Here is a 24,580-nt window from a genome sequence, read left to right as displayed (position 1 = left end):
CACGGCCCGTCACGCGGTACGTCGCCGAGCCGACTCAGTCGTCCTGCTTGCCGCCGGAGCCTGAGCCGGGCGCGTCGTCGGAGCCTGGGGCGTCGCCGGACGTCGCCGGACGGTGCCGGTCGTGGGACTGACACCTCGAGGTTTCCGATGAGCCGGGTCAGGAGCGCACCCGCTGATTCCTTCGCGCTCTCGCCACCCCGGCTAAGGGCGGTGGGGCGCCACGCCCCCGCAGGGCGGGCGCCCCACCCCCGGAGTCAGCGGGCGTCTCCCCGGGTGCCGCGCACCTGCACACCCGCCCTGAAGACCGCCTCGACGTCGAGCAGAGCAGCGGTGTCCGCGGCCGGATTTCCGCGCACCACGAGCAGGTCCGCATCGGCCCCGGCCGCGAGGCGGCCCTTTCGGCCCTCCACGCGGCACAGCCGGGCGGCCAGACTCGTCACGGACTTCAGTGCTTCGAGGGGCGTGACGCCCAAGTGGGTCAGAGCGGCGACGCCGTGCGGGAGGACGTCGTGCGGCTTGAAAGGCGCGATGCCCGCATCCGAACCGATGACGACCCTGGCCCCACGACGGTAGAGCTCGCGGTTCGTGACACTCATCTTGCCCACCACCGCGGCCATGGCCTTGGGCGGAGTGACGGCGACGCCGGGGTCCACGCCGAGCGACAGACTGACGAAGGCGTCGCTCGCCGCCACGGCGTCGACGATCTCTTCGACCGGGTCCACACCGTCCGCGCTCAGGAAGGTGACGTGCTCCAGGCTGTCGACGCCGGCTTCGAGGGCGTCCTTGATGGCCTGTGCACCATGGGCGTGGGCAGCCACCGGCAGCCCGAGGCCGTGTGCCTCCTCGACCACCGCCCGCAGATCCTCCAGGCTGTACTGCGAAGCGTGCGGGGGTACGGAGTCAGGGGTCATCGTGCCGCCGCTGGCCATGATCTTGATGACGGCGCAGCCGCGGGCGTGCCGTTCGCGTACGGCTGCCCGGAGTGCGTCGGCGCCCTCGGTCTCGCCGCCGAAGAAGTGGCAGTGTCCGCCGTGTGTGGTCAGCGGCGGGCCCGCGGCAAGGATCTCCGGGCCCGACTCCGGGTGCACGGCGTACTCCTGGACCAGATCCAGGGAGAGGTAGTTCCGGTCACCGAGGTCGCGGACGGTGGTCACCCCGGCTTGCAGCGCGGTCCACGCCATCGTCCGCATCTGCTTCAGCAGGTCTTCGTCGCTGATCTCGGTCACCGAGGCCACGGGGTCTGCGCCGGCGTCGAACGCCAAGTGGATGTGGCTGTCGATCAGACCAGGCAGCAGACATGCGTCCGGACCGAGGTCGATGACCTCACTGCCGTCGGCCGGCACCTCTCCGGAACGGTCGACCCGCACGATGCGGTCACCTCGGACATGCACGGTCGTGGGTCCCGACATCGTGAATCCGTCGAACATCATGCCCGCGTGCAGAGCAAAGGAATGCAAGGTAGTTCTCACTGTTCGCTATGTGTCTCGGTGCTGTGGGGGGTCGGCGTACGCCGTGTGCCGTCCAGGGGACGAACGGCGCACCCCAGCCGGTGCGGCAGCGTCCGGCGCGTCATGCGAACGCCTTCTCCGAGGTGGCCGCCGGTGCCGCTTCAGCGCTGCCTCGCACGTGGTTTTCGGGCCTCGTGACCGGCACCCTCGCTTCCGCGGCATCGGGTTCACTCTTCGGACGGGTCGCACAGCGGGGCGCCGATCCGTGAGATGCCAGTGTCCGGAGCGGCGCTCCGGACGAAAACCATAACGGAGCGGTGCTCCGTCAGTCAACGGAGCGTTGCTCCACTTCATTGCCGGTTCCCGCGCCTCGTCGACGACGGCGTGCTCGGTGACGTCGCTCCGCGGCGGACCGGTTGGCCCGGGCCTGCTCCAGCGCCTTCGTGCAGGCGTCGGCCGACTGAACGCCGCCGACACCGTGGTGCCGGTCGGGTGCGACGAACGGTCCGCCCCGGGCGCCGAGTTCCACGGCCTCCCGCTCGTCGCTCCGGACCTCGTCGGTATACGCCTTCGGGTCGTCGAGGACCGCCGCGACCTCGGCCTCGCCCAGTCCCGCTGCGACGGCCACGCCGAACTGGGTCTGTCGGTCGTGGACGGAGCGCTCCTCGCCGAAGCTCGCCCGGAGCGCGAGGTCCGCCAGTCCGTCCTGCAGTCCGGCCCGCGGCGCGCTCCTCACCCCTGGCGATCTCGCTGGGGGGTGGGTGGTTTCACCGGCCGCTCTCTCCCGCGCCGGGGCCGTGCGTGTCCGGTCGGAAAGCGCATCGCTCGTCGGCCTGAGTCCGCAGGCCGCCTCAGTCGCTCTCCTGTTCGGACTGCCATGGAGGGGCTCGGTGTCCCTCTTGAGGGCTCGCGGGGGATACCGGACGCTGGGCCCGGTCCACCGTGAGGCCCGTCATCGCGTGGCGTCTCCATGAGGGTGCTGCGGGGCCGCTTCCCGGCCTGAGCACGCCTCCTGCTCCTGCCCGTCGATTCTCTCGTCGATCCTCTTGCTGATCTTCTCGGCGATGACGCCCAAGGCGTCCAGTTCGGCGGGGTCGAGAACGTCGTAGACGAGGTCGCGAACCCGGGCGACGTGACCGGGTGCGGCCTCGATGAGGTGGGCATGACCTGCTTCGGTCAGGATCGCCTGGGTGTAACGGCCGTTGGCGGGATCGGGTTCACGGCGAATGAGTCCCCGTCGTTCCAGCCTGCCGGCCATGTGGGAAAGGCGGGACAGCTCGGAGTTGACGAGGATGGCCAGGTCGCTCATGCGCATGCGTTGGTCCGGCTGGTCGGACAGGCCGGCGAGGACGTAGTACTCCACGTAACGCAGCTCCGCGTCCTGTTGCAGCTGCGCTTCCAGAGCCGCCGGCAGCTTGTGCAGCATCAGGCCGAATTGCAGCCACGTGGCCCGCTCCGCGGGCGTCAGCCAGCGCGGCTGATCGTTCGGATGTGGATGATCTTCGGGCATGCGCCGAGTCTACTGGGCGTGAACGTTCAAGCGCCACTCACTTGAACGTTCATGTGACACGGTCTAAGGTCTCACTTGACGGTTCAAGTGAGAGGGGTTCCGGCGCTGAAGGTCACCGTTGCGTCCATTGCGCGTGGCTGGCTCCCGCGTGGCACGAACCAGCCGAACTGCCCTCCGCGACCGGTGGAATGCGGGCGCTCCCGCGTTCGCATGGTTCCGGCCCTGCCCGGATGCTCGGTCTCGACTTCGACCGGAGGTGTCCGACGCAGGGGCTGTCGGGCGCACGACATCACCGCCTTGACGAACGGCGGGTCGGTACATGTGGCTCAGTGCCGCGTTCCGGCCCGCCGCACACCCGCCGGCCCGGCGTCACGCGGCCGGCCCACCAAGGGAGAGACCCATGAACGACCTCAAGATCGCTGTCATCCTCGGCAGCACCCGCCCCGGCCGCAACGGCAAGGCCGTCGCCGACTGGGTGGTGGACCGGTCCGGCGCCCGCGCCGGCGTCGAGTACGAGTTGGTCGACCTCGTCGACTACCCGCTGCCTCACCTGGACGAGGCCATCCCGCCGGCCATGGGTCAGTACCAGGGTGAGCACACCAAGACATGGGCGGCCAAGATCGCGGAGTTCGACGGGTACATCTTCGTGACCCCCGAGTACAACCACTCGACCTCCGGCGTCCTCAAGAACGCGATCGACTACCTGTACGGCGAGTGGAACAACAAGTCCGCCGCCTTCGTCTCCTACGGCTCCCTCGGTGGCGCTCGAGCCGTCGAGCACCTGCGGACCGTGGCCAGCGAACTGCAACTCGCCCATGTGCGACAGCAGTTGTCCTTCTCCCTGTTCACCGACTTCGAGAACTTTTCCGTCTTCAAGCCGGCCGAGCAGCACGACGCTGCCGCGACCACGCTGTTCGACCAGTTGGAGTCGTGGGCCCGCGCCCTCAAGACAGTCCGGGTCTGACATCCCCGCCCGCCGAAGGGCGGGCATCGCGAGACCGTTCCACCACCCCAGGGGCGCCCCGGAGCCGACTGCACCCAGGTTCCGGGGCCGCGCCCGGGCGGCCTTGACCACTACGGCCATGCGACCAGGCCTCATTCCTGTGCCCTCACACGCGACCCGTGCTCAGCGGCGTCGGGTCCGCAGGCTGCGCCCAGCATCATCAGAAAGGACTCCAAAATGTCCGTGTCAGACCTCGACGCCCTCGATCGCTCCGCACCCGGCGCTTCCGCTACCCATGAGCGGGGTGTCCCGCTGCACGCCCACGACGCGGGGCTGCTGCTGATACGCCTGGCCCTCGGTGCGACGATGGCAAGCCACGGAACCCAGAAGCTGTTCGGCTGGTTCTCGGGGGGAGGAGTGGACGGTACGGCCCAGTTCTTCACCTCTGTGGGCTATCCCTCCGGCAAGGCGATGGCCGTGATCGCGGGGCTGACCGAAGTGCTCGGAGGGACAGGCCTGGCCCTGGGACTGCTGACGCCGCTCGCCGGAGCGGCGATCGTCGGAATCATGGTGAACGCCGTGGCCGTCAAGTGGGGCGGCGGCTTCTTCGCCCCCACCGGCGTGGAGTACGAACTCACCCTTGCCGCGGGCGCGGCGGCCCTGGCGATCAGCGGCCCGGGGCAATGGGCGATTGACGCCCACCTGCCCGGCCTGCGGAAGCACCGTTCGCGCTACGGCTTCGCGGCGGTCGCACTGGGTGTCCTTGTGGCTGCGGTGGTGCTGCTGTTCCGCGCCTGACCAGGTCCGTTCCGCGACGCGGTCGTCGCGGCCACGTCCGGTGGACCACCGCCTCGCTGTGGCGCGGGAGGACAGCGAGGCGGTCGTCACCTTCCGGGAAGCAGCGAGCGCCGGACCATAGCCTTCATGGACGGCCACGTGATCGTGGATCCGGACCGCGTGCTGGTACCGGCGCACTCCGAGAAGCAGGACGCCGCCATCACCTGGAGAAGGATCTCGGGCAAGAGAGCGTGGCGCCGGCTGTCAGAGGCGGCTGTAATGCTGTGGGCATGGCCGACAGGAGCACCGCCGCCGACTACGGGTGGCTCGAGGAGCAGTACCCGTCCCTCATGGAGGCGTACTGCGTCACCCTCGCCCGAGGCTTGACCCCCGACGCGCTGCTCGCGGCGCTCGGCGTCGCCACCGGGGAGCGCGTGACCGGCGTTCGCGCCATGGAGGTGCCGGCGTACGAACGGTTCGAGGACGACGGGCACTTCGTAGGAGTGACTGCCGTTGGTGACTGGTCGCTGATGGTCGAGTACAACGGCTTTGTGGGCGTCACGGACGCGCTCATGCTGCCCATCTCGCGGGGGCGGGAGGTGGTCTCCCACTTTCGCAATGTCAACGCGGTCGATCACTTCTGCTGGTTCGAGGACGGAACCACCCGCCTGCACTTCGAGCCTCTCTTCGCCCACCAGCGCGACGGGAGCCACCCGGACGGGATCCTCACGGAGATGGAGGGGGCGGGTTTCGACATGGACGAAACGGACGAGTGCAACTTCGAACGGCACACCGAAGCGGCCTTCGCCCTTGCCGAACGCCTCACAGGCGTACGCCTGACGCCCGAAGTCTTGGCCTCAGCGGAGTTCACCTGCGGCCGTGTGCCGGATCCACTCGGGTAAGCCGGGTGGACACGATCGGAGCTCACCGCCCAGGCATCCAGGCGCCGGGAAACCGGGAAGGTCGCGTCGACCTGTTTCATGGGCGTATCAGTGAGCTTCTTCGAGTCGGCCACCGATCGGGTGATGGTCGTGAAGCACAACGAACGAGGCCCCGGAGCTGTTGATCGAGATGTCTGACGTCTCGATCACGTTGCTCGGGGGCCTCGTTGGTCGTCCATCCTGTCGCGCTTGACCTGCCTCGCGCGCTCGTGGAGTGGGTCTCCATGCTGGTGGTCACTCGTGAGGGCGACCGGCGCTGCAAGCTCGGTCCGTCTCAGCGGGCGAGGGTGGCACCGGTGTACCTGCGAGAGCACACCACTCTGGTCAGTCCTGATCTTGGCTGTACTGGGCCGCGTACCAACTGGAGTCGATGGCGGGGTTGCGCAGCGCCCCCCAGAATCGGTCGTCAGGTATCGCTGGCAGGGGCTGATTGCCCAGGTCTGCGTGCAGGTCCGCACGCCAGTCGGGAGTGAAGTGGCTCCGGGTCTCCGCGCTCTCGCACACGGACCTGTACGGGGACCCCCAGATCCCGAGGGCGATCTTCTCCACGGCCCACCTGCGCGTGTGGTCTCGGCCGGCGTCGGCCTGTGCGAGCGCCATGCGGAGTCGCAGGGCGAGCGGGCCGGTCTGGTCCGGCTGCGGCGGGGCCACACCGCGCTCCCACGCGTCCAGGGCTGTCTTGACCTCCGGGTAGTTGGCCAGGCCCGTTTCGACCGCCAGTCTGCGCAGCTGCTTCCGCGCGGCGTCGACCACCTGCTCATACGGCAGGATTGCGATCAGCGCACCGAGTTCCTCATGCCCGTCCAGGTGGCTCACGTGGAGGATGTCGGTGGGACTGTAGGAGAGGTCCAGCTCCGGCAGTTGCTCGTCCGGTGTGGGACAGGGCTCGTCCGCACCGTACTGCGGCCTGGCAGGCGGATGTCCCTCCCAGAACAGCCGACCGTTGAAGGTGACGACACCGGCGTCCTGGCCGCGCTCAAGCGTGCCGGCCAGTTCGGCCAGATACTCACCCAGCGAGTCGGCCTGCCCGAAACTGGCGCCGGTCTCGTCGAAGAACCGTCCGATCGCGCCGAAGGAGTCCCGCCCGGTACGGCAATCCATCAGAAGACCGTCCGAAGTCACGTCGTAAGAACCGAACTTCACGTAATCGTGAAGCCAGTAGTTCTCGGTCTCCCCGTCGAAGCCCTGGTCGATGCCGCGCATGAATCCGGTGTCCTGGAGGATTCCGCTCACTCCGAGCAGCCGGTCGCCCGTGCTGAAGCGGAAGGCCTCAGGTCCCTCCAGCGCCCCGTTGTGCCGGTGGAGTGAAGCGACCAGGTCCGGAGGAAAGGTGACCCCCAGTTCCTGTTGCGCTGCGGCGATCTCCTCGTCTCCTGCGGGCGGCCGAAGCGTGGCAAACGTGCGGGGCGCGTGCTCGCGCAGCCACGCGTCGATGCGAGTCCATGACTCCTTGATCAGGTCTGATGTCATAGGGCCGACCTTAGAACCAGCGGCTGACAACGGCTCGATCGTCGCTCACCGGCCCTGACACCGGGTTGTGTTGAGGCCGCCAAGCTTCGAGTGACCCTTGTCCCGGCTCACCAAGTTGCTGGCACCGGACGCTGCATCCGCCCACTCGACGCTGAAGCGCTCAGTCGCAATCACTCGATCGGTGGCCAACTCGAAGAGGCTCAGTGCGTGGTGCCCCTTTGGCCTCCGGAGAAGGCCGCTGCCCCGCAGGTCAGAGGTGTGCGCGGCGTGACGGACTTAGGGGATTCACTCCGCGCTTCCCTCCCCCCCGTGGCTTTGATGCACGCCGAGAAGGGCGCCTGACAGGTGAACTTCCTGCTCAGGCGCCCATTTCTGGCGTCTAGAAGAAGCCCAGCTTCTTCGGCGAGTAGCTCACCAGCAGATTCTTCGTCTGCTGGTAGTGCTCCAGCATCATCTTGTGGTTCTCCCTGCCGATGCCCGACTGCTTGTATCCGCCGAACGCGGCGTGGGCGGGGTAGGCGTGGTAGCAGTTGGTCCAGACCCGGCCCGCCTTGATGGCCCGGCCCGCCCGGTAGGCGGTGTTGGTGTCCCGGGTCCACACGCCTGCTCCGAGCCCGTACAGCGTGTCGTTGGCGGTCGTGATGGCGTCGTCGAAGTCCGAGAAGGACGTCACGGCGACCACGGGACCGAAGATCTCCTCCTGGAACACCCGCATCCGGTTGTCGCCCTCGAAGATCGTCGGCTGGACGTAGAAGCCGCCCTGCAGTTCACCGCCGTGCTCGACGAGCTGACCACCAGTCAGGACCTTCGCGCCCTCCTGCTGCCCGATCTCCAGGTACGAGAGGATCTTCCGCAGTTGTTCGCCGGACGCCTGCGCACCGATCATCGTGTCCGTGTCCAGCGGGTGACCCGCGACGATCTTCTCGGTCCGGGCGATGGCCGCCTCGAGGAAATCGCCGTAGTGCCCGCGCTGGATCAGCGCCCTGGACGGACACGTGCACACCTCGCCCTGGTTGAGGGCGAACATGGTGAACCCCTCGAGGGCCTTGTCGCGGAAGTCGTCGTCCAGCGCCCACACGTCGTCGAAGAAGAGGTTCGGCGACTTCCCGCCCAGTTCCAGCGTGACGGGCTTGAGGTTCTCGGAGGCGTACTGCATGATCAGCCGCCCCGTCGTGGTCTCGCCGGTGAAGGCGATCTTCGCGACCCGGGGACTGGAGGCGAGGGGCTTGCCCGCCTCCTCGCCGAAACCGTTGACGATGTTCACGACACCGGGCGGAAGCAGATCCGCGACCAGGTCCATCCACACGTGGATGGAGGCCGGGGTCTGTTCGGCCGGTTTGAGGACCACCGCGTTGCCCGCCGCGAGCGCGGGGGCCAGCTTCCAGGTGGCCATCAGGATGGGGAAGTTCCACGGGATGATCTGACCGACCACACCCAGCGGCTCGTGGAAGTGGTAGGCGACGGTGTCCTCGTCGATCTCACTCAGGGAGCCCTCCTGGGCCCGGAGCGCACCGGCGAAGTACCGGAAGTGGTCGACGGCGAGCGGTATGTCGGCCGCGAGTGTCTCGCGCACCGGCTTGCCGTTCTCCCAGCTCTCGGCGACCGCCAGCGCCTCGAGGTGCTGCTCCATGCGGTCCGCGATCCGGTTCAGGACCGTCGCCCGGTCACCCGCGGAGACCGCTGCCCAGGCCGGGGCCGCAGCATGGGCCGCGTCCAGGGCGCGTTCCACGTCGTCCGCCGTGCCACGGGCGATCTCGGTGAAGGGCCGGCCGTTGACGGGGCTCGGGTTCTCGAAGTACTGGCCACGGGCCGGTGGGACGTAGGCCCCACCGATCCAGTGGTCGTAGCGGGACTCGTACGAGACGATGGCACCCTCGGTGCCCGGAGCAGCGTAACGGGTCATCTCTGTGGCCTCCCGGATCCGGTGCCGCCCGCCGTGGACAGCCCTCGGCCCGACGCTAGGCAGCGGGACGTTGCAACGCCGTTGCGCGGGGCGACCGGGGCCCCCTACGCGCGCTGCTCCGCGTCGATCCCCCTGGCCCTCGCCAGCAGGGCCGCGCGCCGCTCCGGCGACGCCGCCGCGGCGAGGGCCCGCCACACGGCGAGATCCTCGGCACCCCACGGGCTGTACGCCCAGTCGGCGAGCAGTCCCGGATCGCCCCGTGCGATGAGCGCGGCCCGCAGCTGGTCCGCGATCCTGCTGCGCAGCCGGACGACGGCAGGCGCCTGCGAACGCGGCAGCAGGGGGCCCGCGTAGGCACCGAGGGCCGCCGCGACCGCGCCGGAGTCCAGCCGGCGTGTGACGGTCTCGAAGTCCGCGTCGACCGCCGCGCGCAACCGGTACGGTCGTGAGTCCAGCGCTTCCGGTCCCAGAAGCCGCCGGAGCCGGGCGAGTTCGGCCCGCAGGGTCACCGGGGACACCGACTCGTCCTCGTACAGCTCGATCAGCAGCTCGTCGCCACCGAGCCCCTCGGGGTGGAGGGCCAGCGTCACCAGGATCTCGCTGTGGCGTCGGCCGAGCCGGATCCTGCGTCCGCCGAGGACCAGGAGTGCCTCGTCCCGGCCGAGTGCGCGCAGCCGCACCGGCGCCCCGGCGGGCTCCGGCGCGACGAGCGCGAGGTGGGACTCGGCCGCCCGGGCCACCGCGTGCACGAAGGCCAGGCTGTGCGGATGCGCGAGTCCGTTGCCTCCCGTGATGTCGACGGCGCCCAGCACCCGGCCCGTATGCGGGTCGTGCAGCGGCGCCGCCGCGCACGTCCACTGCTGGACCGGCCGCAGAAAGTGCTCGGCCGCGAACACCTGGACCGGGCGGTCCACGGCGAGCGCCGTACCCGGTGCGTTCGTCCCGGCCTCGGATTCGGCCCAGCGGGCGCCCTCCACGAAGTTCATCCGCTCCGCGCGCCGGCGTGCCCGCGCATGTCCTTCCACCCACAGCAGCCGGCCGTGGGCATCGCAGACCGCGAGGAGGTGCTCGCCGTCCATCGCGTACGCACTCATGAGTTCACGGATCATGGGCATGACGCGCGCCAGGGGGTGGGCGTCCCGGTACGGCCCGAGCTCGTCCGCGCGCAGTTCGACCCGGGCCGCACCGTCCGGGCAGACCCGCGCCCGCGCGGACCGCCGCCAGGACTGGCCGACCACGGAGCGCACCGGTGTCTCCACCCGGCCGCCGGAGGTGAACGCCTCGTGTGCGCGGCGCAGTTCACCGAGCCGGACACCGGGATCGGCGTCCGGTGGCAGAGCCACCCAGGGGTCCGTCAACTCGCCCTCCCGTCCCGGCCGGCGTGGCGCGTGGCTCCCATCGTCGGGGCAGCGGGCGTCCCCGACAAGCACCGGGCGCGGGGCAATCGCCGCCGGTCCGCCCCGGCGGAACGCGCACTCCGTCCCTGCCGGGCCGCCGACCGGTCCGCGGCCGCGCGGACGAGGCGGTCACGACCTGGGCCGGGCCGTCCGAGCGGCCGCGGACCGGTCGAGCGTGTCAGCCCTTCGAACTCGTCACGGGCCGGGTGCAGCCGACCTCCGGAGGCTTGGCCATCTGCGTACGGGTGAACAGGGAGTCCCCGATGAACAGGTCGTAGACCAGCACCCCGACCACTCCGCCGACCAGGGGCGCGACAAGAGGAATCCAGAAGTAGTCACTGAAGGCGCCCGGCAGCGTCCCGGGCAAGGCGAGTTCCTGCCAACCCAGGGCGTACGCGAACAGCCGCGGTCCCAGGTCGCGCGCCGGGTTGATCGCGTAACCGGCGTTCGCACCGTAGGACAGGCCGATCGCGGCGACCGCCAGGCCGATCAGGAGCGGCCCGAGGGCGACCCTCACCGCGGGGTTGCGCAGATCGATGATCGCCATCACGAACATGAGCATGAACGCGGTACCGACCACCTGATCGACGAACGGGCCCCAGACGCCCCCGTTGAAGTACGACGCGGGGAAGGTGCCGAAGATGGAGAAGGTGGCGAGCGTGTGGCCGTTCGTCTTGGGCCCCTTCATCGCCAGGTCCAGGGCGTTGATCGCGTCGTGGTAGACCGCGTACACCAGCGCCGCTCCGGCGAAGGCCCCGACCACCTGCGCGGCGATGTACGGGATCACCTTCGGCCAGGGGAACCGGCGGCGCACCGCGAAGGCGAGCGTCACCGCCGGGTTGAGGTGGGCCCCGCTGACGCCTCCGGCGACATAGATGCCGAGGGTCACGGCCAGGCCCCACCCCATCACGGGCATCACCCAGTCGCCTGCCGCCAGGAAGCTCGTCGTGGGTCCCGCGGAACGCCCCGAGCCCGGCAGGGCGGCCACGGCCATGGCCGCCACCCCGCATCCGAAGGAGATGAGGACGAACATGCCGAGGAACTCCGCGAGGCACTCGCCGAGCAGCCCTCCACGACGTCTCAGCCGTGAGGGCTTGACCAAGGGGGGAATTTCAACAGCCATCATGGCTCCTCTGGGACGGACTGATCCGGCCGGCCGTGTCACCGGCGGGTGCCCACCCGGCGCGTCGTGCCGGTTCGGCCTCGAGGCACGGGGGCCGGCACGGCGCGCACGGTGTGGGGCGGACCGGCGTCACGAGACCGCGGGGCGCCGAAGCGCGGCGGCGCCCTCGGCGACTCGGGCGACGACGCCGGGAGATCCGGCCGGGCCGATGAGGTCCGTCCGGAGGGGGATCACTGTCCTTCGCCGGCTCCCGCGCGGTACTGGAAGCGCGTCACCCACTGGGGGAGGTCGCGTTCCAGTTCGCTTCGCTGCTGGAGGCCGGCCTCGAACAGCTTGCCTGCGACGTGTTGCTGCGCGGGACGGTTCACCGCGGCCCAGAACGCGTCCATCTGATCCTTGAACTCGGCGTCCGGCCGCAGGGTCGCGACGTTCACGAAGCGCTTGACGTCCCTGATCGTCTGCAGGTCGAAGGAGGAGATGCGAGTCGCCAACTCATCGACGAAGGAGTCGAGTTCCGCGTCGGGGAAGGCCCGGTTCACGTAGCCGTACTGCTCGGCGCGCGCCCCGTCCAGATCGAGACCGCCGTACAGGATCTCGAAGGTGCGGCCCCGTCCGACCAGCCCGGGCAGTCGCGTTGCGGGACCGCCGCCCGCGATCGCGCTCATGCCGATCTCGAACTGACCGATGACCGCCTTCTCCAGGCTTGCGAATCGCATGTCCGTGGCGAGCAGGAACTCACTGCCCGCGCCACGCGCGATCCCCCTGACGGAGGAGATCGTCGCGAACGGCAATTTCGTGAGGCGGGTCAGGAGAGCGGTGTACGGATGGACTTCCTCGGGGTGGGCGAGGACGTGATCGAGCTCGTCCTTCGCCGACAGGTCGTAGTGCGCCATGAAGAACTCGGGGTCGGCGCTGTCGAAGACGATGACCGCGACGCGGTCGCTCTTCTCCGCACGCGTGAACACCTCGTCGAGTTCGCTCGTCATGGTCGAGTCGATGAGATTGACCGGAGGATTGTCGAACGTCACGCGCCACAGGGTGGGGGAATGTTCGGTCAGGGTGAACCGGGTGGGGGAGGCCATGGGACGTGACGCTAACTCCCGATGTCCGTGCCGGATCCGGGACTCGCCCAATGAAGTGCAGAGTCGTGTTGTCACACGAATTCCGGGTGTGTGCACCCGCTCCACAACTTCTGGGAATTCCTGCCGCCGATTTCGGAATCCGGTCCTGCGGGCCCGTTCAGTGGACAGGACGCCGCATGGCGGCGGACAGTTTCTTCTCCCAGAACATTTCGTCACGCCATGCGCCGTCCGCGTAGAAGTGCTCGTGCGCGATGCCCCAGGGTCTGAATCCGTGCTTGCGGAGGATCGCCTGGGACGCGAGGTTCTCCAGCTGGGTGTGCGCCTCCAGGCGGTGGAGGTGCAATTCGTCCTCGGCGATCCGCAGCGCGAGGCCGACGGCACGGCTCGTGTGTCCCCGCCCCTCGTGCGGGGACGAGACCCAGTAGCCGAGATACCCCTTCTGGAACGGGCCGCGCAGGATCGAGCTGATGCCGATCTGTCCGATGACGGTCCCGTCCGTGACCACGACGCCGGGCCAGGCCAGCCCGTCGCCGTGGGAGGCCAGGAGGGACGCGATGACCGAGGCCTGGCCCTCGGGCGTGTAGAACTCCGCGGGCCGCGCGGGCAGCAGGCGCGCACGGAGCTGCCTGTCCCGGGCGAGCAGGTCGGCGAGTGCGGGGCCGTCGGACGGCTCGACGAGGCGGATCAGGGTCGGACGCACGTGTTCTGCCGCCTTGTCGGGTGGGACGGCCGGTCAGGTGCGGGGGAGTCCCGCGCGGCCGCGACCGATCGTACGCCGCCCCCGGCGGTGCCGGTTCCGGGGGACCGACTGTCATCTCCCGTCCGGATGAACGGCATTCGGGCCGAAGCGCACCCGGTGGTGCGAGGGCGTGACCGGCGTGCTCCGGAGCGGGCGCACACACCTGCCCGTCACACCTCGCGGTGTTCCCCGCCGAGGCCGAGGCCGGGTCCGAAGCCGCACCGGAGCCCCGGCCCGGCGGCGTCGTGGCGCTTTCCCGGCCGGAACGTGCCCCTGGCAACGCATCCCGAAAGGATGAACCCCGGCCCGATATCCACGTGCCGGGGACACCGATTCCTCACGCTGCTCCTGTGCAGAGGACAAGAGGTGGTATCGACCGGCGTCCCCACGCCGGCAGCGCCCGGGTGGGCAGGCAGCGACAGCCGAAGCGCGCTCCGCTGGCCGCGGTGCGCGTGAAGGCCGGAGACACGCGCAGGCCCCCCTGGAACGATCACGTGCGGTACTGGTTCGACAACACACTGACCGGCGGTGTGGCCGCTCTCATCGGCTGGCTCGCCATCGCCTGTCTGGCCATCGTCGTGCCCGTGAGTGCCGTCCTGGTGTGGACGGACGACAGCGCGCCCCCGGCGCCTTGGTCGAAGGTCGCGGCGGTGTGGCGGACCGTCGGGCAGACGCTCCGGCTTGGCGGCGAGGTCGGTTCACCGCTGCGTGTCGCGTTGTCCGTCCTCCTCGCGTTGGTGGCCCTGTTCTACGTCTCCACCCTTGTCAGTCTCATCACCACGGCGATCACCGAGGAACTGGTCGCGTTGCGGCTGGGACACTCCACGGTCCTGGAGCAGGGGCACACCGTCGTGCTCGGCTGGTCGGCGCAGATCCACACGGTGGCGGCCGAACTCGTCGCCGCCGGCACGAGCGGACGGCCGAGGGCGATCGCGGTGCTGGCCGACGTGGACAAGACCGAGATGGAGGAGGAGCTGAGCGCCGAGGTGGGCGACACCGGGCGTACGCGGATCATCTGCCGGAACGGACGCGCCACCGACCCCGTGGCGCTCGCACGGGTCAGCCCCGGCACGGCCGAAGTCGTCCTGGTGCTTCCCCCCGACGAACCGGACGAGGACGCGGAGGTGGTGAAGACCCTCCTGTCACTGCGGGCGTTGGTCGGCGAGGACTGCCGGGTGCGGATCGTGGCCGTGGTCCGGGACGAGCGCTACCGGCTCGCCGCCCGGCTCGCCGCGGGTGCGAACGCCGTCGTCCTCGAGGTCGACGACATCACCGCGCGCCTGGTCTCGCAGTGTGTGCGGCAGCCCGGCCTCTCCCTCGTCTACCAGGAGTTGTTCGACTTCGCGGGCGACGAGTTCTACGTCGTCGACACCCCGGCGCAGACGGGCCTCACCTTCGGGGAGGTGGTGCTGTCCCGCCCCGCCGCCAGTGTGGTGGGCCTGGTGGGCGCGGACGGAGCGGTACGCCTGAACCCGGCTCGGGACGCCGTCGTCCACTCCGGCGACAGACTCGTCGTCATCGCGAGGGACGGTGTCGCGGCGTCGGCGACCGGCATGCCGGCGGCCTTCGACGAGTCACTGATCGTGTCGGGCCCGCTGGCGCCGCCGCGGCCCGGGCGCCTGCTCCTGCTCGGGTGGAACCGCAGGGCGCGGCGCATCGTCGACCACCTGTCCGGCCACGTGACGGCCGGCACCGTCCTTCACGTGGTGACCGAGCACACGGAGTGGGCGCGCGAGGAGATGCGAAGCGCGACCGTCGAGGACACCGGCCTGCGGATCACCTTCCGCCGCGGAGATCCGACGCTCCCCGGGACGGTGAACGCCCTCACGCCCGCCGCGTACGACGGCGTCATCGTCCTGGGGCCCGACCGTCCGGCCGGGAACGGATCGCCCGACGACCGGACACTCGTCACCCTGCTGCTCCTGCGCGCCCTGGAAGAGGGAGCGGGCCGGCCGGTCTCCGTGGTCACCGAGATGACCGACGACCGCAACAGGTCGATCGCACCGGTCGGCCCGGGTGCCGACTTCGTCGTCAGCGGGAAGCTGATCGGACTCCTGATGACGCAGATCTCCCAGAACTGGCTCCTCGCCGGCGTGTTCGAGAGCCTCCTCGCCCCCGGCGGCGACGGCATCCACCTCAGACCGTCCGGCGACTACATCCGGGAGGGAGGTCACACCTCGTTCGCCACGGTCGTGGAATCGGCTTCGAGGCGCGGGGAGTGCGCCATCGGTTTCCGTACCCGGGACCAGGGGTGGGACCGGTCCGGTCATCGCGTCCACGTGAATCCTTCCAAGACGGCGGTCCGTCGCTGGAGCGCGGACGACGACGTCATCGTGATCACGGCGCGGTGACCCGCCGTGACGGGGACACTCGCCCGGGCGACGGGGACATGCGGCCCGGGGCGGCGACCGGCCCCTCCCGGCACCCGAGCCGGGTCGGCGGATCGCGCGTAGATTGGTGGGAAGGAGAGGCGGCCCTCCACGTCCATGGAGAGCGCGTATGACGATCGATGTTGATTTCACGGCATTCTTCGATGCCACGCCGAGCCCCTACGTGATGCTGGATGCGGACCTGAGTATCTGCTACGTCAACGAGGCGTACCTGCACAGCACCGGGCGGACCAGGGACCAGCTCATCGGCCGGTACTTCTTCGACGCGCTCCCACAACGCCCCGGTTCAAACGGTGAGACGCAGCAGAACCTGAAGGCCTCGATGCGCCTGGTCCTCACGACCGGGAAACCGGACACCCTGGTGCTCCAGCGCTACGACATCCCCGCTCCCGACCAGCCGGACGGCTTCGAGGAGCGCTGGTGGTCCGCGATCCACACACCCCTGCGCGGTGCCGACGGCGAGGTGAAGTGGGTCGTCCAGCGCGCCGAGGACGTCACGGCCTTCGTCCACTCCCGCCGGGCGCGCCGGCTCACCGAGGCGTTCACCGAGCGGGAGAAGGGCATGGCGGCCGAACTGTACGCCCGCGCCGGCGAGCTCCAGAGGCTCAACCAGAAGCTCCGTGAGTCCAACGCCCGCGAACGCCAGGTCGCCGTCACCCTGCAGGAAGCCATGCTCACCGTGCCCGACCTGGACCGGCACGACGACAACATCGCCGTGCGCTATCTGCCGGCGACGACCTCGCTGAACGTGTGCGGGGACTGGTACGACGTCGTCGACCTGCCACCCGACCGCTTCGCCGCAGCCGTCGGAGACGTCGTGGGGCACGGCCTGCAGGCGGCGGCGGTGATGGGCATGCTCCGCAGTGCCCTGAGCGCGGTCATCCGGGCCATTCCCAGCCCCGCCCAGGCCCTGGAAGTCCTCGGGCTCTACGCCCGGTCGCTGGAGGGCGCGACCGCCGCGACCGCCGTCAAGGTACTGGTCGACACCCGCAGCAGTCTGATCATCTACAGCAACGCCGGGCACCCGCCGCCGGTCCTGCTGCACCCCGACGGAAGCCACGAACTGCTGGACAAGGCGACCGATCCACCGCTGGGCGCCCGTCCCCACCACGTCCCCCGCCCGCAGGCCGGCCTGGCCTACACCCCCGGGGACACCCTCGTGCTGTACACCGACGGCCTGATCGAGCGCCGTACCGAGGACATCGACGTCAGCCTGGCCCGGTTGACCGCAGCCCTGGCCCAAGACAGCACCCTCGCTCCCGCCCGGCTCGCCGACTCGGTGCTGAACCGCCTGGGCATCTCGGAGGGCGCCGCCGACGACGTCGCGCTCGTCGTCATCCGGCTGTAGTGCGACGTCATTCCGGCGCCGAGGGCTTCATACGTCATCCGGGGCGCCGCGCCGTTCCCGCACGGCATGCCGTCCCTCTCCTCCCTCTCCGGCGGCGGTCTCCGTACGGGTGCGCGGATCGGCCCACCGGGCCAGGAGCACGGCCGGGTCCGCGGTGAAGACGGCCCGGCCAGCGGCGATCCGGCGTTCCCGTTCGGGGCCGGGAAGCACCAGCCGTTCCAGCGCGCCGAGCAGTGCGTTCCCGTCGTACGCGAGCTCGGTGATGCCCTCGGCGGCCATCTCGCCGACCCCCTCGGCTCCGTGTCCGGGGATCGGCCGGTATCCGACGACGGGTACGCCCGCGGCGAGGGCCTGCACGGCTGTCTGCCCCGCCGCGTTGTCGACCAGCGCGCACGACACCGCCATCAGACCGGGCAGGTCGTCCACCCAGCCCAGGGCGAGGACGCCGGGGAGGCCGGCCGCACGGGCCCGCAGGCCCTCGTCCCTGCCGCACAGCAGCACCGGCAGATGCCCCGCGTCCGCGAGCAGGCGGGCCGTCGCGGTCAGCCCCCGCCCCACCCCCCAGGCTCCGGCCGACACGAGCACCACAGGCCGGTCCCCGCCCCTCCGCGCGACCTCGCCCGCCCACCGCGACGACCGATGGCCGTCCGCGGGTGTCCCGGAAGCCTCGGTGAAGGCGGCCGGGACGACCGGGCCGCACACCTCCGCCGGGCGCCCGGTCGACGCGCGGACCCGTGCCGCGGCGGCGTCCGTCAGGCACAGGTGCAGGTCGTTCCCCCGGTGGAGCCACTGCCGGTGCACCGCGAAGTCGGTGACCACGACCGCGCTCGGCGGACACCCCGCGCCGCGGGTGGCCCGCAGCCGCCCGGTGACCTGGGCGGCCTGGTGGAAGGTCGGCACGAGGACGTCCGGCGCCCAGCGGTCGACGACGTGGAGCAGGCGGGACTCCAGGACGGCGGCCAGGGGCCCCGTGTCCGGCGTCCAGCCTTTCCGTCCGCCCGGTGGAGGGTCCCCGCGATCACGGAAGAACGCCGAGTAGACGGCCTGGTAGGCCCACGGACAGCGGCGTACGGCCGTGCGATAGGCGGCGCGCAGCCCGCGGCCGGTACCCGCGGGCAGCAGGTCCAGGAAGTCCAGGTGGGCGGTCCGGTGCCCGGACGCGCGCAGCCGTCCGGCCAGTTCGCGTGCGACGGCGTCATGTCCCGCGCCCATGCTGGCGCTGAATAGCAGGAACCTGCTCATTCCTGAATATTCCTCGCAGAGCGGCAGGTCCGCCACATCCGGACAGGCCGCGTCGTTAGCCCGAAGCGGTCACGCGCGTTTGCCGGTGGGCCGGTTCCATGAAGGATGAGTCAGAACGGTCCGGTGTCGGTGGGCTCGGAGAGGAGCTCGCCTGTCGGCGGCGACGGAGGACGGAAAGCCATGCGCGCGAGCCCCCCACCTCGCAGTAACCCCGAAGCCGGAGACGCGACGCCCGATGCCGGGCCTGCCCGCAGCGGGCGGCGGGTCGTGCTGATCACCGGTGCCTCGTCCGGGATCGGTGCGGAGGTCGCGTCACGTCTGTCGGCCGACCCACGCTGGGAGCTGCTGCTGAACGGGCGCGACGAGGCCCGGCTCGGCGCGGTCGCCGCCCGCACCGCCGGAGCCGCGCTGCCGATGGATCTGGCCACCCAGGAGGGCTGCCGGAAGCTCGCCGAGGCCGCACTGGCGCACAGCGGCCGAGTCGACGCACTCGTCGCCGCGGCGGGCCTCGGCTGGGCCGGGGCGTATACGGACATGACACCCGCCACCGTCGACCGCCTCGTGAACGTCAACGTCTGCGCCGTGCTCCACCTCGTCGGGCTCGTGCTGCCGCAGATGGTCGCCCGCGGGTCGGGCCGGCTCGTCCTGCTGGGCTCCGTCGCGGGACGGTACGGCGTGCGGGGCGAGGCGGCGTACGCGGCGACGAAGGGAGCGCTGATCCCCTTCGCGGAGAGCCTGCGCTACGAGCTCCAGGGCACAGGGGTCCAGCTGTGCCTGGTGCAGCCGGGTCCTGTGGCGACACCGTTCTTCGCCCGCCGCGACGCCCCCTACACGCGTTCCTGGCCTCGGCCGGTGCCTGCCGGGCGGGTCGCGGCGGCGGTCGAGGAAGCTCTGGTGGGCGGCCGGGACCAGATCACCGTGCCGCGCTGGCTGGGCGCGCCCGCGCGGGTGCAGGGCATGGCGCCGAACCTCTTTCGCAGGCTGGCCACGCGCTTTGGCTGAGCTGACTTCCGGCCGGCCGGCCCGGGCGGGGGGCGACACATGATCGTCCTCTGCGTGGTGCTGGCCCTGGTGGCCGCTCTGGGGAACGCGGCGGCCTCCGTCCTCCAGCGCCGCGCCGCGGCGACCGACCTGTCCACGTCCGCCTGGGGCCGCGCGGCCGGGCGGTTCGGCTTCGTCCGTCTCCGGGTCTGGCGCTGGGGGGCTGGGCTGCTCGCCCTCTCGGGCGTGGCGCAGGCCCTCGCCCTGGCGGCCGGGCCACTGGCGGTGGTGCAGCCGGTGATGACGACCGAACTCCTGTTCACGCTGGTCCTGGCCGCAGCCGTGTTCCGGTGGCCGCCGGGCGCGGGCACCTGGGCCGCGTTCCTCGCGATGGCGCTGGGTCTCGCGGCCTTCCTCCTGCTCGCCGGTCCGGGGGGCGGCATGGACAGCGTGCCACCGGGGAGATGGCTGGTCAGCGCGGTGCCGGCCGTGGTCGTTTCCGCCGCACTGATCTTCGTGGGCATGCGGCAGAAGGGCTCCGCGCGGGCGGCCGTGCTGGGCACGGTGACCGCCATCGGATTCTCCTTCACCGCGGCTCTGATCAAGGACACGCTGGGTCTGCTGCCCGACGGCCTGGGGGAGGTGATCAGCGCGTGGCAGTTGTACACGGCCGCAGCCGTCGGCCTGGGTTCCTTCCTGCTGCTGCAGGCGACCCTGCGGGCGGGATCACTCGCCGCGTCCCAGCCCGCGCTCACGCTCGGCGACTCACTGCTGAGCGTCATCCTGGGCGTCTCGCTGTTCGACGAGAGCATCTCCCTCGGCTGGCGGGTGCTCCCGGAACTGGCGTCCCTCGGGCTCATCGCGTTCGCGTGCGTACATCTGAGCAGATCACCCCTCGTCTCGGGGAAGGAGGCACAGCGGTGGTGAGACGTGGTGCTACGGCAAGTGCGGGACGTGCGTCCGGCATGGCCGCGTGCGCGCTCGGTCTGGTGGCCGCCTGGCACATCGGGCCCGCAGCCACCTGGCTGCCCCCCGTGCGGAAGGCGCTCAGCCCCGCGCTGGACGGCCGGGGCCGTCCCGGCCATGTCGCGCTGACCTTCGACGACGGACCGGACCCGGCCAGCACCCCGCACTTCCTGGGTGCCCTGGCCGATCACGGCGTACGGGCGACCTTCTTCGTCGTCGGCACCTCACTGGAGCGCCATCCCGCGCTCGGCCGTGCCCTGGTGGCGGCGGGGCACGAGGTCGCGGTGCACGGATGGCATCACGACCGCCCGTGGTTCCCCGCGCCACTGCGCGATGCGCGCGAGGTCGCCCGAACGGCCGATGCGGTGCGCAGGATCTGCGGGACGGACCCGCAGTGGTACCGACCCCCGTACGGGATCCTCAGCGGCGGCCGCCTGGCCGCCGCCCGGCGCGCGGGGCTGCGGCCGGTGCTGTGGTCGTCGTGGGGCCGCGACTGGACGGCGGACGCCGACGCGCGGTCGGTGGAGGCCTCGGTCCTCGCGGACCTGACAGGCGGTGGCACCGTGCTGCTGCACGACGCGGACGGGTGGAGCGCGCCCGGTGCGTGGCGTGCGACGCTGGGCGCCCTCCCCGGCCTGCTGGCGGAGTGCCGCCGGCTCGGCCTGAGCGCCGGCCCGCTGAACGAGCACGGGATCGGGCGCGCGGACGCGTGACCGTTACGGGCTTGAAGGGGCATCGAGCCGTCAGTCAGCCGTGTGCCGACGCACGGCGCGGATGAGCTGGACCACTACGGGATCCCGGGGTTCCGGCGCCCGGATCAGCTCCACCCGGTCCACGGCGAAGCCGTGTGCGGTGAGCAGGCCCGTCCAGCAGTCGGGGGTGAGAGCCCAGATCTGCACCGGGATGGGTTCCTCGTCGCGGAGCCGGATGAAGCCGGACCGAGGTGACACCGTGGCGGCCGGTCCTCGACCCTCATGGTCGGTGTGGAGCGCGGAGAAGACGAGGGTCGCGCCGTCGGCCAGTCCGTCGCGCAGCGCCGGCAGGAGATGGAGCGGGTCGACACAGCCGAAGGTGCGGAGGCCGTAGGCGGCCTCGTACGGTTCGACGCGGTCCAGATGCTCGGCGATGTCGGCGCAGACGAACCGCACTCCCGGTTCTGCGGGATAGGTCCTCGTGGCGCGCTCGTGCTGGGTCGGCGACGCGTCCACGCCGTCCACCAGGGCACCGTGGGCGCGGGCCAGGTGGACCGCGTGGTGGCCAGGCCCGGAGCCGATGTCGAGGACGCGCTTTCCGCTGAGGTCTCCGAGCAGTTCGGCCCCCGGACCGACGCCCGGCCAGAACCCCCAGTCGATGCGCTCGGGTACGGGCGGTACGTGGCCGCGGTCCAGCTGCCGCTGTCCGTAGACGGTCCAGGTCCGCAGAGGTTCCCGTTGTGCGGTCATCCGTCACCCCATCCTGACGCCGTATCGGCTCACCGCGGTTCGGCTCCGGCCATCCTGCCGCGTGCTCCGTGGCGCGGGTGCGGGATGCGCGGAGCGCGGGCGCGGATCGTGGCGGTGGGCTCACGCGCAGGCCCCGCGCCTGTCGCCCGCATGAGGGTCGGCTCCGCGCCCCGGGCGGAGCCGACCACACTCAGTCCGGGGCCGTTGCCGTGGCGGCCCCCGTGCTCACGCGGCGATCGCCATGGCGAAGATGTGGATATCGGCGTTCGCGGGCAGGACCACGAAGTCGGGCGTTCTGGACGGGTCGAGCGGGATCGAGTGGGCGAACACCCGGTACTGCACCGTGGCATTGCCGTAGCCGTCCGGCCGGTTGCGTCCGTCCGTCGACTTCACCAGTGTGGCGCCGTGTGCGTCCGCCGGGTCGAAGGACCAGTTCGGGAAGCCGATCGTCCCGGTGCTCGACGTGCCGTCGGTGTAGTGGACGGTGGCGTTCCCCGTCGCGGCGCTCGTGACACCCGAGCCGAGGAAGACCAGCTTGCCGCCGCTCCCGTCGAGCTCCACCGCCTGACCGCCGCTGGACACGTTGTCCTTCGTACCCGCCGCCACGTCCGGCCAGGTGAGTTCGGCTCCCAGTGCCTCGACCCTCGCGCCGCGCGGCAGGCCCGCCGCCGCCAGGCGTTGGGCGGAGAAGCTGTTCCCCTCGCCGTCGTAGTCGCCCGGCCCGGTCGCCGATTCGTCCGTGATGCCGACGTTGTTGTACGCCGCCGCCAGGTTCGTCTGCGGGGAGCCGGAGCGCTCGGTGCGGGTGCCGGTCGCCGTGCCCCGGCCGTCGCCGCCCTTGTACGTCGCGGTCGCGGTGAACGTACGGATGACGAAGCCCGGGCGCTTCTCAGGGACCTGGATCCGGAAGGACGCGTCGGCCGACGCGCCGGCCGCGAGCGAACCGCCGACGCTGCGCACGGCCGGCTGTACGGCCCAGCCCTTCGGTCCCGCGAAGGCCACTTCGAGTGAACGAAGGCGCTGCGGGCCGGAGTTCCTGACCGTGACCGTCACCGCCGAGATGGCGGGACCCTCGAGGTCCACGGGTGCGATGGTCACCTCGGTGGTTGCCTCGGTGGTCACCTCGGTGGTCGCCACCACGGCCGGGACCTCCCGGACGGACGCCGTCGCCTGGGCGGGCATGAGGGCGGTCACGCCCACAGCCGCGACCACCGCCGCCAGTGTTCTGAGCGGACCGAACCGTCGTGCTGGTCTCATCACGTGCTCCTTCGAATGGCCGGGGGCGGAGGCGGAGCGGGCGGAGCGGTGGCGGTCACGACGCCGGCGGCATGTCCGTGCTGCGCGAGTCGAGGCCGGTGCGGAGGTTGACCCAACTTCCTCGTGTGAAGTCCGGGACCGCGACCGGCCGGCCCTCCTTTTCCAGGGACATGACACTCAGGGGGACCGGGGCGCACCAGGAGGCAGAGTCGTACACGTCGATGTCCGGCACCAGTCCCGCACGCATCAGCTGCACGGTGCGCCACTGGAGTACGTAGTCCATGCCCCCGTGGCCGCCGTTGCTCGCGGCATCGTCGCCGATCTTCTTCCAGAGCCAGTGGTCGAACTCCTTGAGGTACGTGTCGAAGTCCCGCCACGTGTGGCCCCCGTGGTCCGGCTCGACGTAGATGCGTCCGCCGGTGGCCGACGTGCCGGCGTAGTCCTCGAAGATCCCGCGGCTGCCCGCGAGCGAGTTGATACGGCTGTACGGACGCGGTGAACTCACGTCGTGCTCGGCCCTGATGGTCCTGCCGTTGGCCGTCTCGATCGCACAGCTGACCAGGTCGCCGTTGATGTACGTCTCGCGCCACGACGGGTGCGACCTGGGTACGAAGCGCTCCCGGTAGTCGGCGAGCCCCTTCGGGGCGGTCGCGGTCGCCTTGAGCGTCGTCATGCGGTCGCCGCGGTTGATGTCCATCGCCGCGGCGATCGGCGCCAGCCCGTGCATGGCGTAGAAGGACGCCGTACTGCGGGTGTGCCAGCGCCGCCGCCACGCGTCGGTGTAGTACGTGTCCGAGAAGAGCAGTTCACGCAGGTCGTGCAGATAGCCGCCGTGGCCGTTCGTGACGTCGCCGAACAGTCCCTCGTGCGCCATCTTCAGCATGGCCAGCTCGTTGCGGCCGTAGCTGCAGTTCTCCGACAGCATCAGATTCCGGCGGGTGCGCTCCGAGGTGTCCACGAGGTCCCACAGCTCGTGCAGTTCGGTCGCGACCGGCAGTTCCACGACCGCGTGCTTGCCGGCCAGCAGGGCGGCCTTGCCCTGTTCGAAGTGGAACTCCCACGGGGTGGCGATGTAGACGAGGTCGATGTCGTCACGCCGCAGCATCCTGGCGTACGCCTCCGCCGATCCGCCGTACTCGGCGGGGCGGGGCTTGCCGGCGGCGACCAGCCCGTCGGCCGTGCGTGCGGCGCGGTCCGCGCGGATGTCGCACACGGCCGTGACGACACAGCCGGGAACCACGGACCAGCCCGTGGTCATGAACGAGCCCCGGTTGCCCAGCCCGATCACACCGACCCGGACCGTCCTGTACGGCTCGAACGGCACGTTGATCATCGACTTCTGACCCGGCCGGCGGCCCGGGGCCGCGGCCGGCACCGCTTGTGCCGGTGCCGCTTCGGCGGCAGCGGCCGACCCGGGTCCGAGGCCGGCAGCGGCGGCTCCCGTGGCCAGTGTTCCTCCGAGTAGCAAGCGACGTGAGACGGCGGGGATTCCGGGCATGGCGAGACACTCCTCGATGCGTCGACCGGCAGCACTGGCGGGGACGACTCTGGCCGTGACGCCACTTGTGTGTCAATAGATGCTCGAAAGAAGTGCGTTACGAACAAAATCAAGCATGCGGTG

Annotated in this window: 21 protein-coding genes and 1 pseudogene; 9 read left to right on the top strand and 13 right to left on the bottom strand. The window is 70.8% G+C overall.

Annotated features, from left to right (window positions below):
- Positions 1 to 254: 254 nt before the first annotated feature.
- From OHT61_RS01455 to OHT61_RS01445, 3 genes are all read right to left on the bottom strand, one after another.
- Positions 255 to 1,457: a metal-dependent hydrolase family protein gene (locus OHT61_RS01455; protein WP_329034279.1), complete on the bottom strand. Its 1,203-nt coding sequence runs from the start codon at positions 1,455 to 1,457 to the stop codon at positions 255 to 257.
- A gap of 316 nt (positions 1,458 to 1,773) precedes the next feature.
- Positions 1,774 to 2,184: a DsbA family oxidoreductase gene (locus tag OHT61_RS01450; protein WP_329034277.1), complete on the bottom strand. Its 411-nt coding sequence runs from the start codon at positions 2,182 to 2,184 to the stop codon at positions 1,774 to 1,776.
- A gap of 216 nt (positions 2,185 to 2,400) precedes the next feature.
- Positions 2,401 to 2,958: a MarR family winged helix-turn-helix transcriptional regulator gene (locus OHT61_RS01445; protein ID WP_329034276.1), complete on the bottom strand. Its 558-nt coding sequence runs from the start codon at positions 2,956 to 2,958 to the stop codon at positions 2,401 to 2,403.
- A 400-nt stretch (positions 2,959 to 3,358) separates the two neighbouring features.
- Between OHT61_RS01445 and OHT61_RS01440 the strand changes: the two genes are divergently transcribed.
- The 4 genes and pseudogenes from OHT61_RS01440 to OHT61_RS01425 all read left to right on the top strand — a co-directional run.
- Entirely contained in the window at positions 3,359 to 3,922 is a 564-nt protein-coding gene (locus OHT61_RS01440) for an NADPH-dependent FMN reductase (RefSeq protein WP_329034274.1), read from the top strand.
- Positions 3,923 to 4,138: 216 nt separating this feature from the next.
- Positions 4,139 to 4,699 (top strand): DoxX family protein, encoded by a 561-nt coding sequence (locus OHT61_RS01435; protein ID WP_329034272.1) that lies wholly within the window; start codon positions 4,139 to 4,141, stop codon positions 4,697 to 4,699.
- 269 nt (positions 4,700 to 4,968) lie between these two features.
- Positions 4,969 to 5,580, top strand: a complete 612-nt coding sequence (locus OHT61_RS01430) for a DUF6461 domain-containing protein (protein ID WP_329034271.1) — start codon at positions 4,969 to 4,971, stop codon at positions 5,578 to 5,580.
- A 206-nt stretch (positions 5,581 to 5,786) separates the two neighbouring features.
- Positions 5,787 to 5,942: pseudogene (locus OHT61_RS01425) on the top strand (IS5/IS1182 family transposase); the annotation flags it as partial.
- A gap of 1 nt (position 5,943) precedes the next feature.
- On the opposite strand, the gene OHT61_RS01420 reads toward OHT61_RS01425, so the two are convergent.
- From OHT61_RS01420 to OHT61_RS01395, 6 genes are all read right to left on the bottom strand, one after another.
- On the bottom strand, positions 5,944 to 7,089 hold the full coding sequence (locus OHT61_RS01420) for an SMI1/KNR4 family protein (protein WP_329034269.1): 1,146 nt from the start codon (positions 7,087 to 7,089) through the stop codon (positions 5,944 to 5,946).
- A gap of 379 nt (positions 7,090 to 7,468) precedes the next feature.
- Positions 7,469 to 8,992 carry an acetaldehyde dehydrogenase ExaC gene (gene exaC / locus OHT61_RS01415; protein WP_329034268.1) on the bottom strand — a complete coding sequence of 508 codons (1,524 nt, stop codon included), beginning with the start codon at positions 8,990 to 8,992 and terminating at the stop codon, positions 7,469 to 7,471.
- 104 nt (positions 8,993 to 9,096) lie between these two features.
- Positions 9,097 to 10,350 carry a GAF domain-containing protein gene (locus tag OHT61_RS01410; protein ID WP_329034266.1) on the bottom strand — a complete coding sequence of 418 codons (1,254 nt, stop codon included), beginning with the start codon at positions 10,348 to 10,350 and terminating at the stop codon, positions 9,097 to 9,099.
- A 217-nt stretch (positions 10,351 to 10,567) separates the two neighbouring features.
- Positions 10,568 to 11,512, bottom strand: a complete 945-nt coding sequence (locus OHT61_RS01405; protein WP_329043048.1) for an MIP/aquaporin family protein — start codon at positions 11,510 to 11,512, stop codon at positions 10,568 to 10,570.
- 230 nt (positions 11,513 to 11,742) lie between these two features.
- Positions 11,743 to 12,594, bottom strand: a complete 852-nt coding sequence (locus OHT61_RS01400; RefSeq protein WP_329034264.1) for an enoyl-CoA hydratase/isomerase family protein — start codon at positions 12,592 to 12,594, stop codon at positions 11,743 to 11,745.
- A gap of 157 nt (positions 12,595 to 12,751) precedes the next feature.
- A complete protein-coding gene (locus OHT61_RS01395) occupies positions 12,752 to 13,294 on the bottom strand; it encodes a GNAT family N-acetyltransferase (protein ID WP_329034263.1) in 543 nt (180 codons plus the stop codon).
- Positions 13,295 to 13,683: 389 nt separating this feature from the next.
- Between OHT61_RS01395 and OHT61_RS01390 the strand changes: the two genes are divergently transcribed.
- On the top strand, positions 13,684 to 15,684 hold the full coding sequence (locus OHT61_RS01390; protein ID WP_329034260.1) for a CASTOR/POLLUX-related putative ion channel: 2,001 nt from the start codon (positions 13,684 to 13,686) through the stop codon (positions 15,682 to 15,684).
- Positions 15,685 to 15,832: 148 nt separating this feature from the next.
- A complete protein-coding gene (locus OHT61_RS01385) occupies positions 15,833 to 17,071 on the top strand; it encodes a SpoIIE family protein phosphatase (RefSeq protein WP_329034259.1) in 1,239 nt (412 codons plus the stop codon).
- 27 nt (positions 17,072 to 17,098) lie between these two features.
- On the opposite strand, the gene OHT61_RS01380 is transcribed toward OHT61_RS01385, so the two are convergent.
- Positions 17,099 to 18,313: an MGDG synthase family glycosyltransferase gene (locus tag OHT61_RS01380; RefSeq protein WP_329034257.1), complete on the bottom strand. Its 1,215-nt coding sequence runs from the start codon at positions 18,311 to 18,313 to the stop codon at positions 17,099 to 17,101.
- Between the two features lie 180 nt (positions 18,314 to 18,493).
- Between OHT61_RS01380 and OHT61_RS01375 the strand changes: the two genes are divergently transcribed.
- From OHT61_RS01375 to OHT61_RS01365, 3 genes are read left to right on the top strand one after another with little or no spacing between them, the layout of a single operon-like run.
- Complete coding sequence (locus OHT61_RS01375; RefSeq protein WP_329034255.1) at positions 18,494 to 19,315, top strand: SDR family NAD(P)-dependent oxidoreductase; 822 nt, start codon at positions 18,494 to 18,496, stop codon at positions 19,313 to 19,315.
- Between the two features lie 39 nt (positions 19,316 to 19,354).
- Positions 19,355 to 20,221 carry a DMT family transporter gene (locus OHT61_RS01370; RefSeq protein ID WP_329034253.1) on the top strand — a complete coding sequence of 289 codons (867 nt, stop codon included), beginning with the start codon at positions 19,355 to 19,357 and terminating at the stop codon, positions 20,219 to 20,221.
- A 38-nt stretch (positions 20,222 to 20,259) separates the two neighbouring features.
- The gene (locus OHT61_RS01365) at positions 20,260 to 20,973 is read left to right on the top strand and encodes a polysaccharide deacetylase family protein (protein WP_329043046.1); all 714 of its coding nucleotides are present in this window, start codon (positions 20,260 to 20,262) and stop codon (positions 20,971 to 20,973) included.
- 30 nt (positions 20,974 to 21,003) lie between these two features.
- On the opposite strand, the gene OHT61_RS01360 is transcribed toward OHT61_RS01365, so the two are convergent.
- From OHT61_RS01360 to OHT61_RS01350, 3 genes are all read right to left on the bottom strand, one after another.
- A complete protein-coding gene (locus OHT61_RS01360) occupies positions 21,004 to 21,702 on the bottom strand; it encodes a class I SAM-dependent methyltransferase (protein WP_329034251.1) in 699 nt (232 codons plus the stop codon).
- Between the two features lie 225 nt (positions 21,703 to 21,927).
- Complete coding sequence (locus OHT61_RS01355; RefSeq protein ID WP_329034249.1) at positions 21,928 to 22,959, bottom strand: NEW3 domain-containing protein; 1,032 nt, start codon at positions 22,957 to 22,959, stop codon at positions 21,928 to 21,930.
- Between the two features lie 55 nt (positions 22,960 to 23,014).
- On the bottom strand, positions 23,015 to 24,457 hold the full coding sequence (locus tag OHT61_RS01350) for a Gfo/Idh/MocA family protein (protein WP_329034247.1): 1,443 nt from the start codon (positions 24,455 to 24,457) through the stop codon (positions 23,015 to 23,017).
- Positions 24,458 to 24,580: the final 123 nt, after the last annotated feature.

The sequence above is a fragment of the Streptomyces sp. NBC_00178 genome (assembly GCF_036206005.1).
Lineage (GTDB): Bacteria > Actinomycetota > Actinomycetes > Streptomycetales > Streptomycetaceae > Streptomyces.
The sequence above is the reverse complement of the archived record's forward strand: the minus strand, read 5'-3'. Positions and strand labels throughout refer to the sequence as shown.

Excerpts from the sequence above, each read along its gene's own strand:
- OHT61_RS01445 (WP_329034276.1), bottom strand. The coding sequence starts at position 2,958 with ATGCCCGAAGATCATCCACATCCGAACGATCAGCCGCGCTGGCTGACG.
- OHT61_RS01440 (WP_329034274.1), top strand. The coding sequence starts at position 3,359 with ATGAACGACCTCAAGATCGCTGTCATCCTCGGCAGCACCCGCCCCGGC.
- OHT61_RS01435 (WP_329034272.1), top strand. The coding sequence starts at position 4,139 with ATGTCCGTGTCAGACCTCGACGCCCTCGATCGCTCCGCACCCGGCGCT.
- OHT61_RS01430 (WP_329034271.1), top strand. The coding sequence starts at position 4,969 with ATGGCCGACAGGAGCACCGCCGCCGACTACGGGTGGCTCGAGGAGCAG.
- OHT61_RS01420 (WP_329034269.1), bottom strand. The coding sequence starts at position 7,089 with ATGACATCAGACCTGATCAAGGAGTCATGGACTCGCATCGACGCGTGG.
- exaC (WP_329034268.1), bottom strand. The coding sequence starts at position 8,992 with ATGACCCGTTACGCTGCTCCGGGCACCGAGGGTGCCATCGTCTCGTAC.
- OHT61_RS01405 (WP_329043048.1), bottom strand. The coding sequence starts at position 11,512 with ATGGCTGTTGAAATTCCCCCCTTGGTCAAGCCCTCACGGCTGAGACGT.
- OHT61_RS01400 (WP_329034264.1), bottom strand. The coding sequence starts at position 12,594 with ATGGCCTCCCCCACCCGGTTCACCCTGACCGAACATTCCCCCACCCTG.
- OHT61_RS01385 (WP_329034259.1), top strand. The coding sequence starts at position 15,833 with ATGACGATCGATGTTGATTTCACGGCATTCTTCGATGCCACGCCGAGC.
- OHT61_RS01380 (WP_329034257.1), bottom strand. The coding sequence starts at position 18,313 with ATGAGCAGGTTCCTGCTATTCAGCGCCAGCATGGGCGCGGGACATGAC.
- OHT61_RS01375 (WP_329034255.1), top strand. The coding sequence starts at position 18,494 with ATGCGCGCGAGCCCCCCACCTCGCAGTAACCCCGAAGCCGGAGACGCG.
- OHT61_RS01370 (WP_329034253.1), top strand. The coding sequence starts at position 19,355 with ATGATCGTCCTCTGCGTGGTGCTGGCCCTGGTGGCCGCTCTGGGGAAC.
- OHT61_RS01365 (WP_329043046.1), top strand. The coding sequence starts at position 20,260 with ATGGCCGCGTGCGCGCTCGGTCTGGTGGCCGCCTGGCACATCGGGCCC.
- OHT61_RS01360 (WP_329034251.1), bottom strand. The coding sequence starts at position 21,702 with ATGACCGCACAACGGGAACCTCTGCGGACCTGGACCGTCTACGGACAG.
- OHT61_RS01355 (WP_329034249.1), bottom strand. The coding sequence starts at position 22,959 with ATGAGACCAGCACGACGGTTCGGTCCGCTCAGAACACTGGCGGCGGTG.
- OHT61_RS01350 (WP_329034247.1), bottom strand. The coding sequence starts at position 24,457 with ATGCCCGGAATCCCCGCCGTCTCACGTCGCTTGCTACTCGGAGGAACA.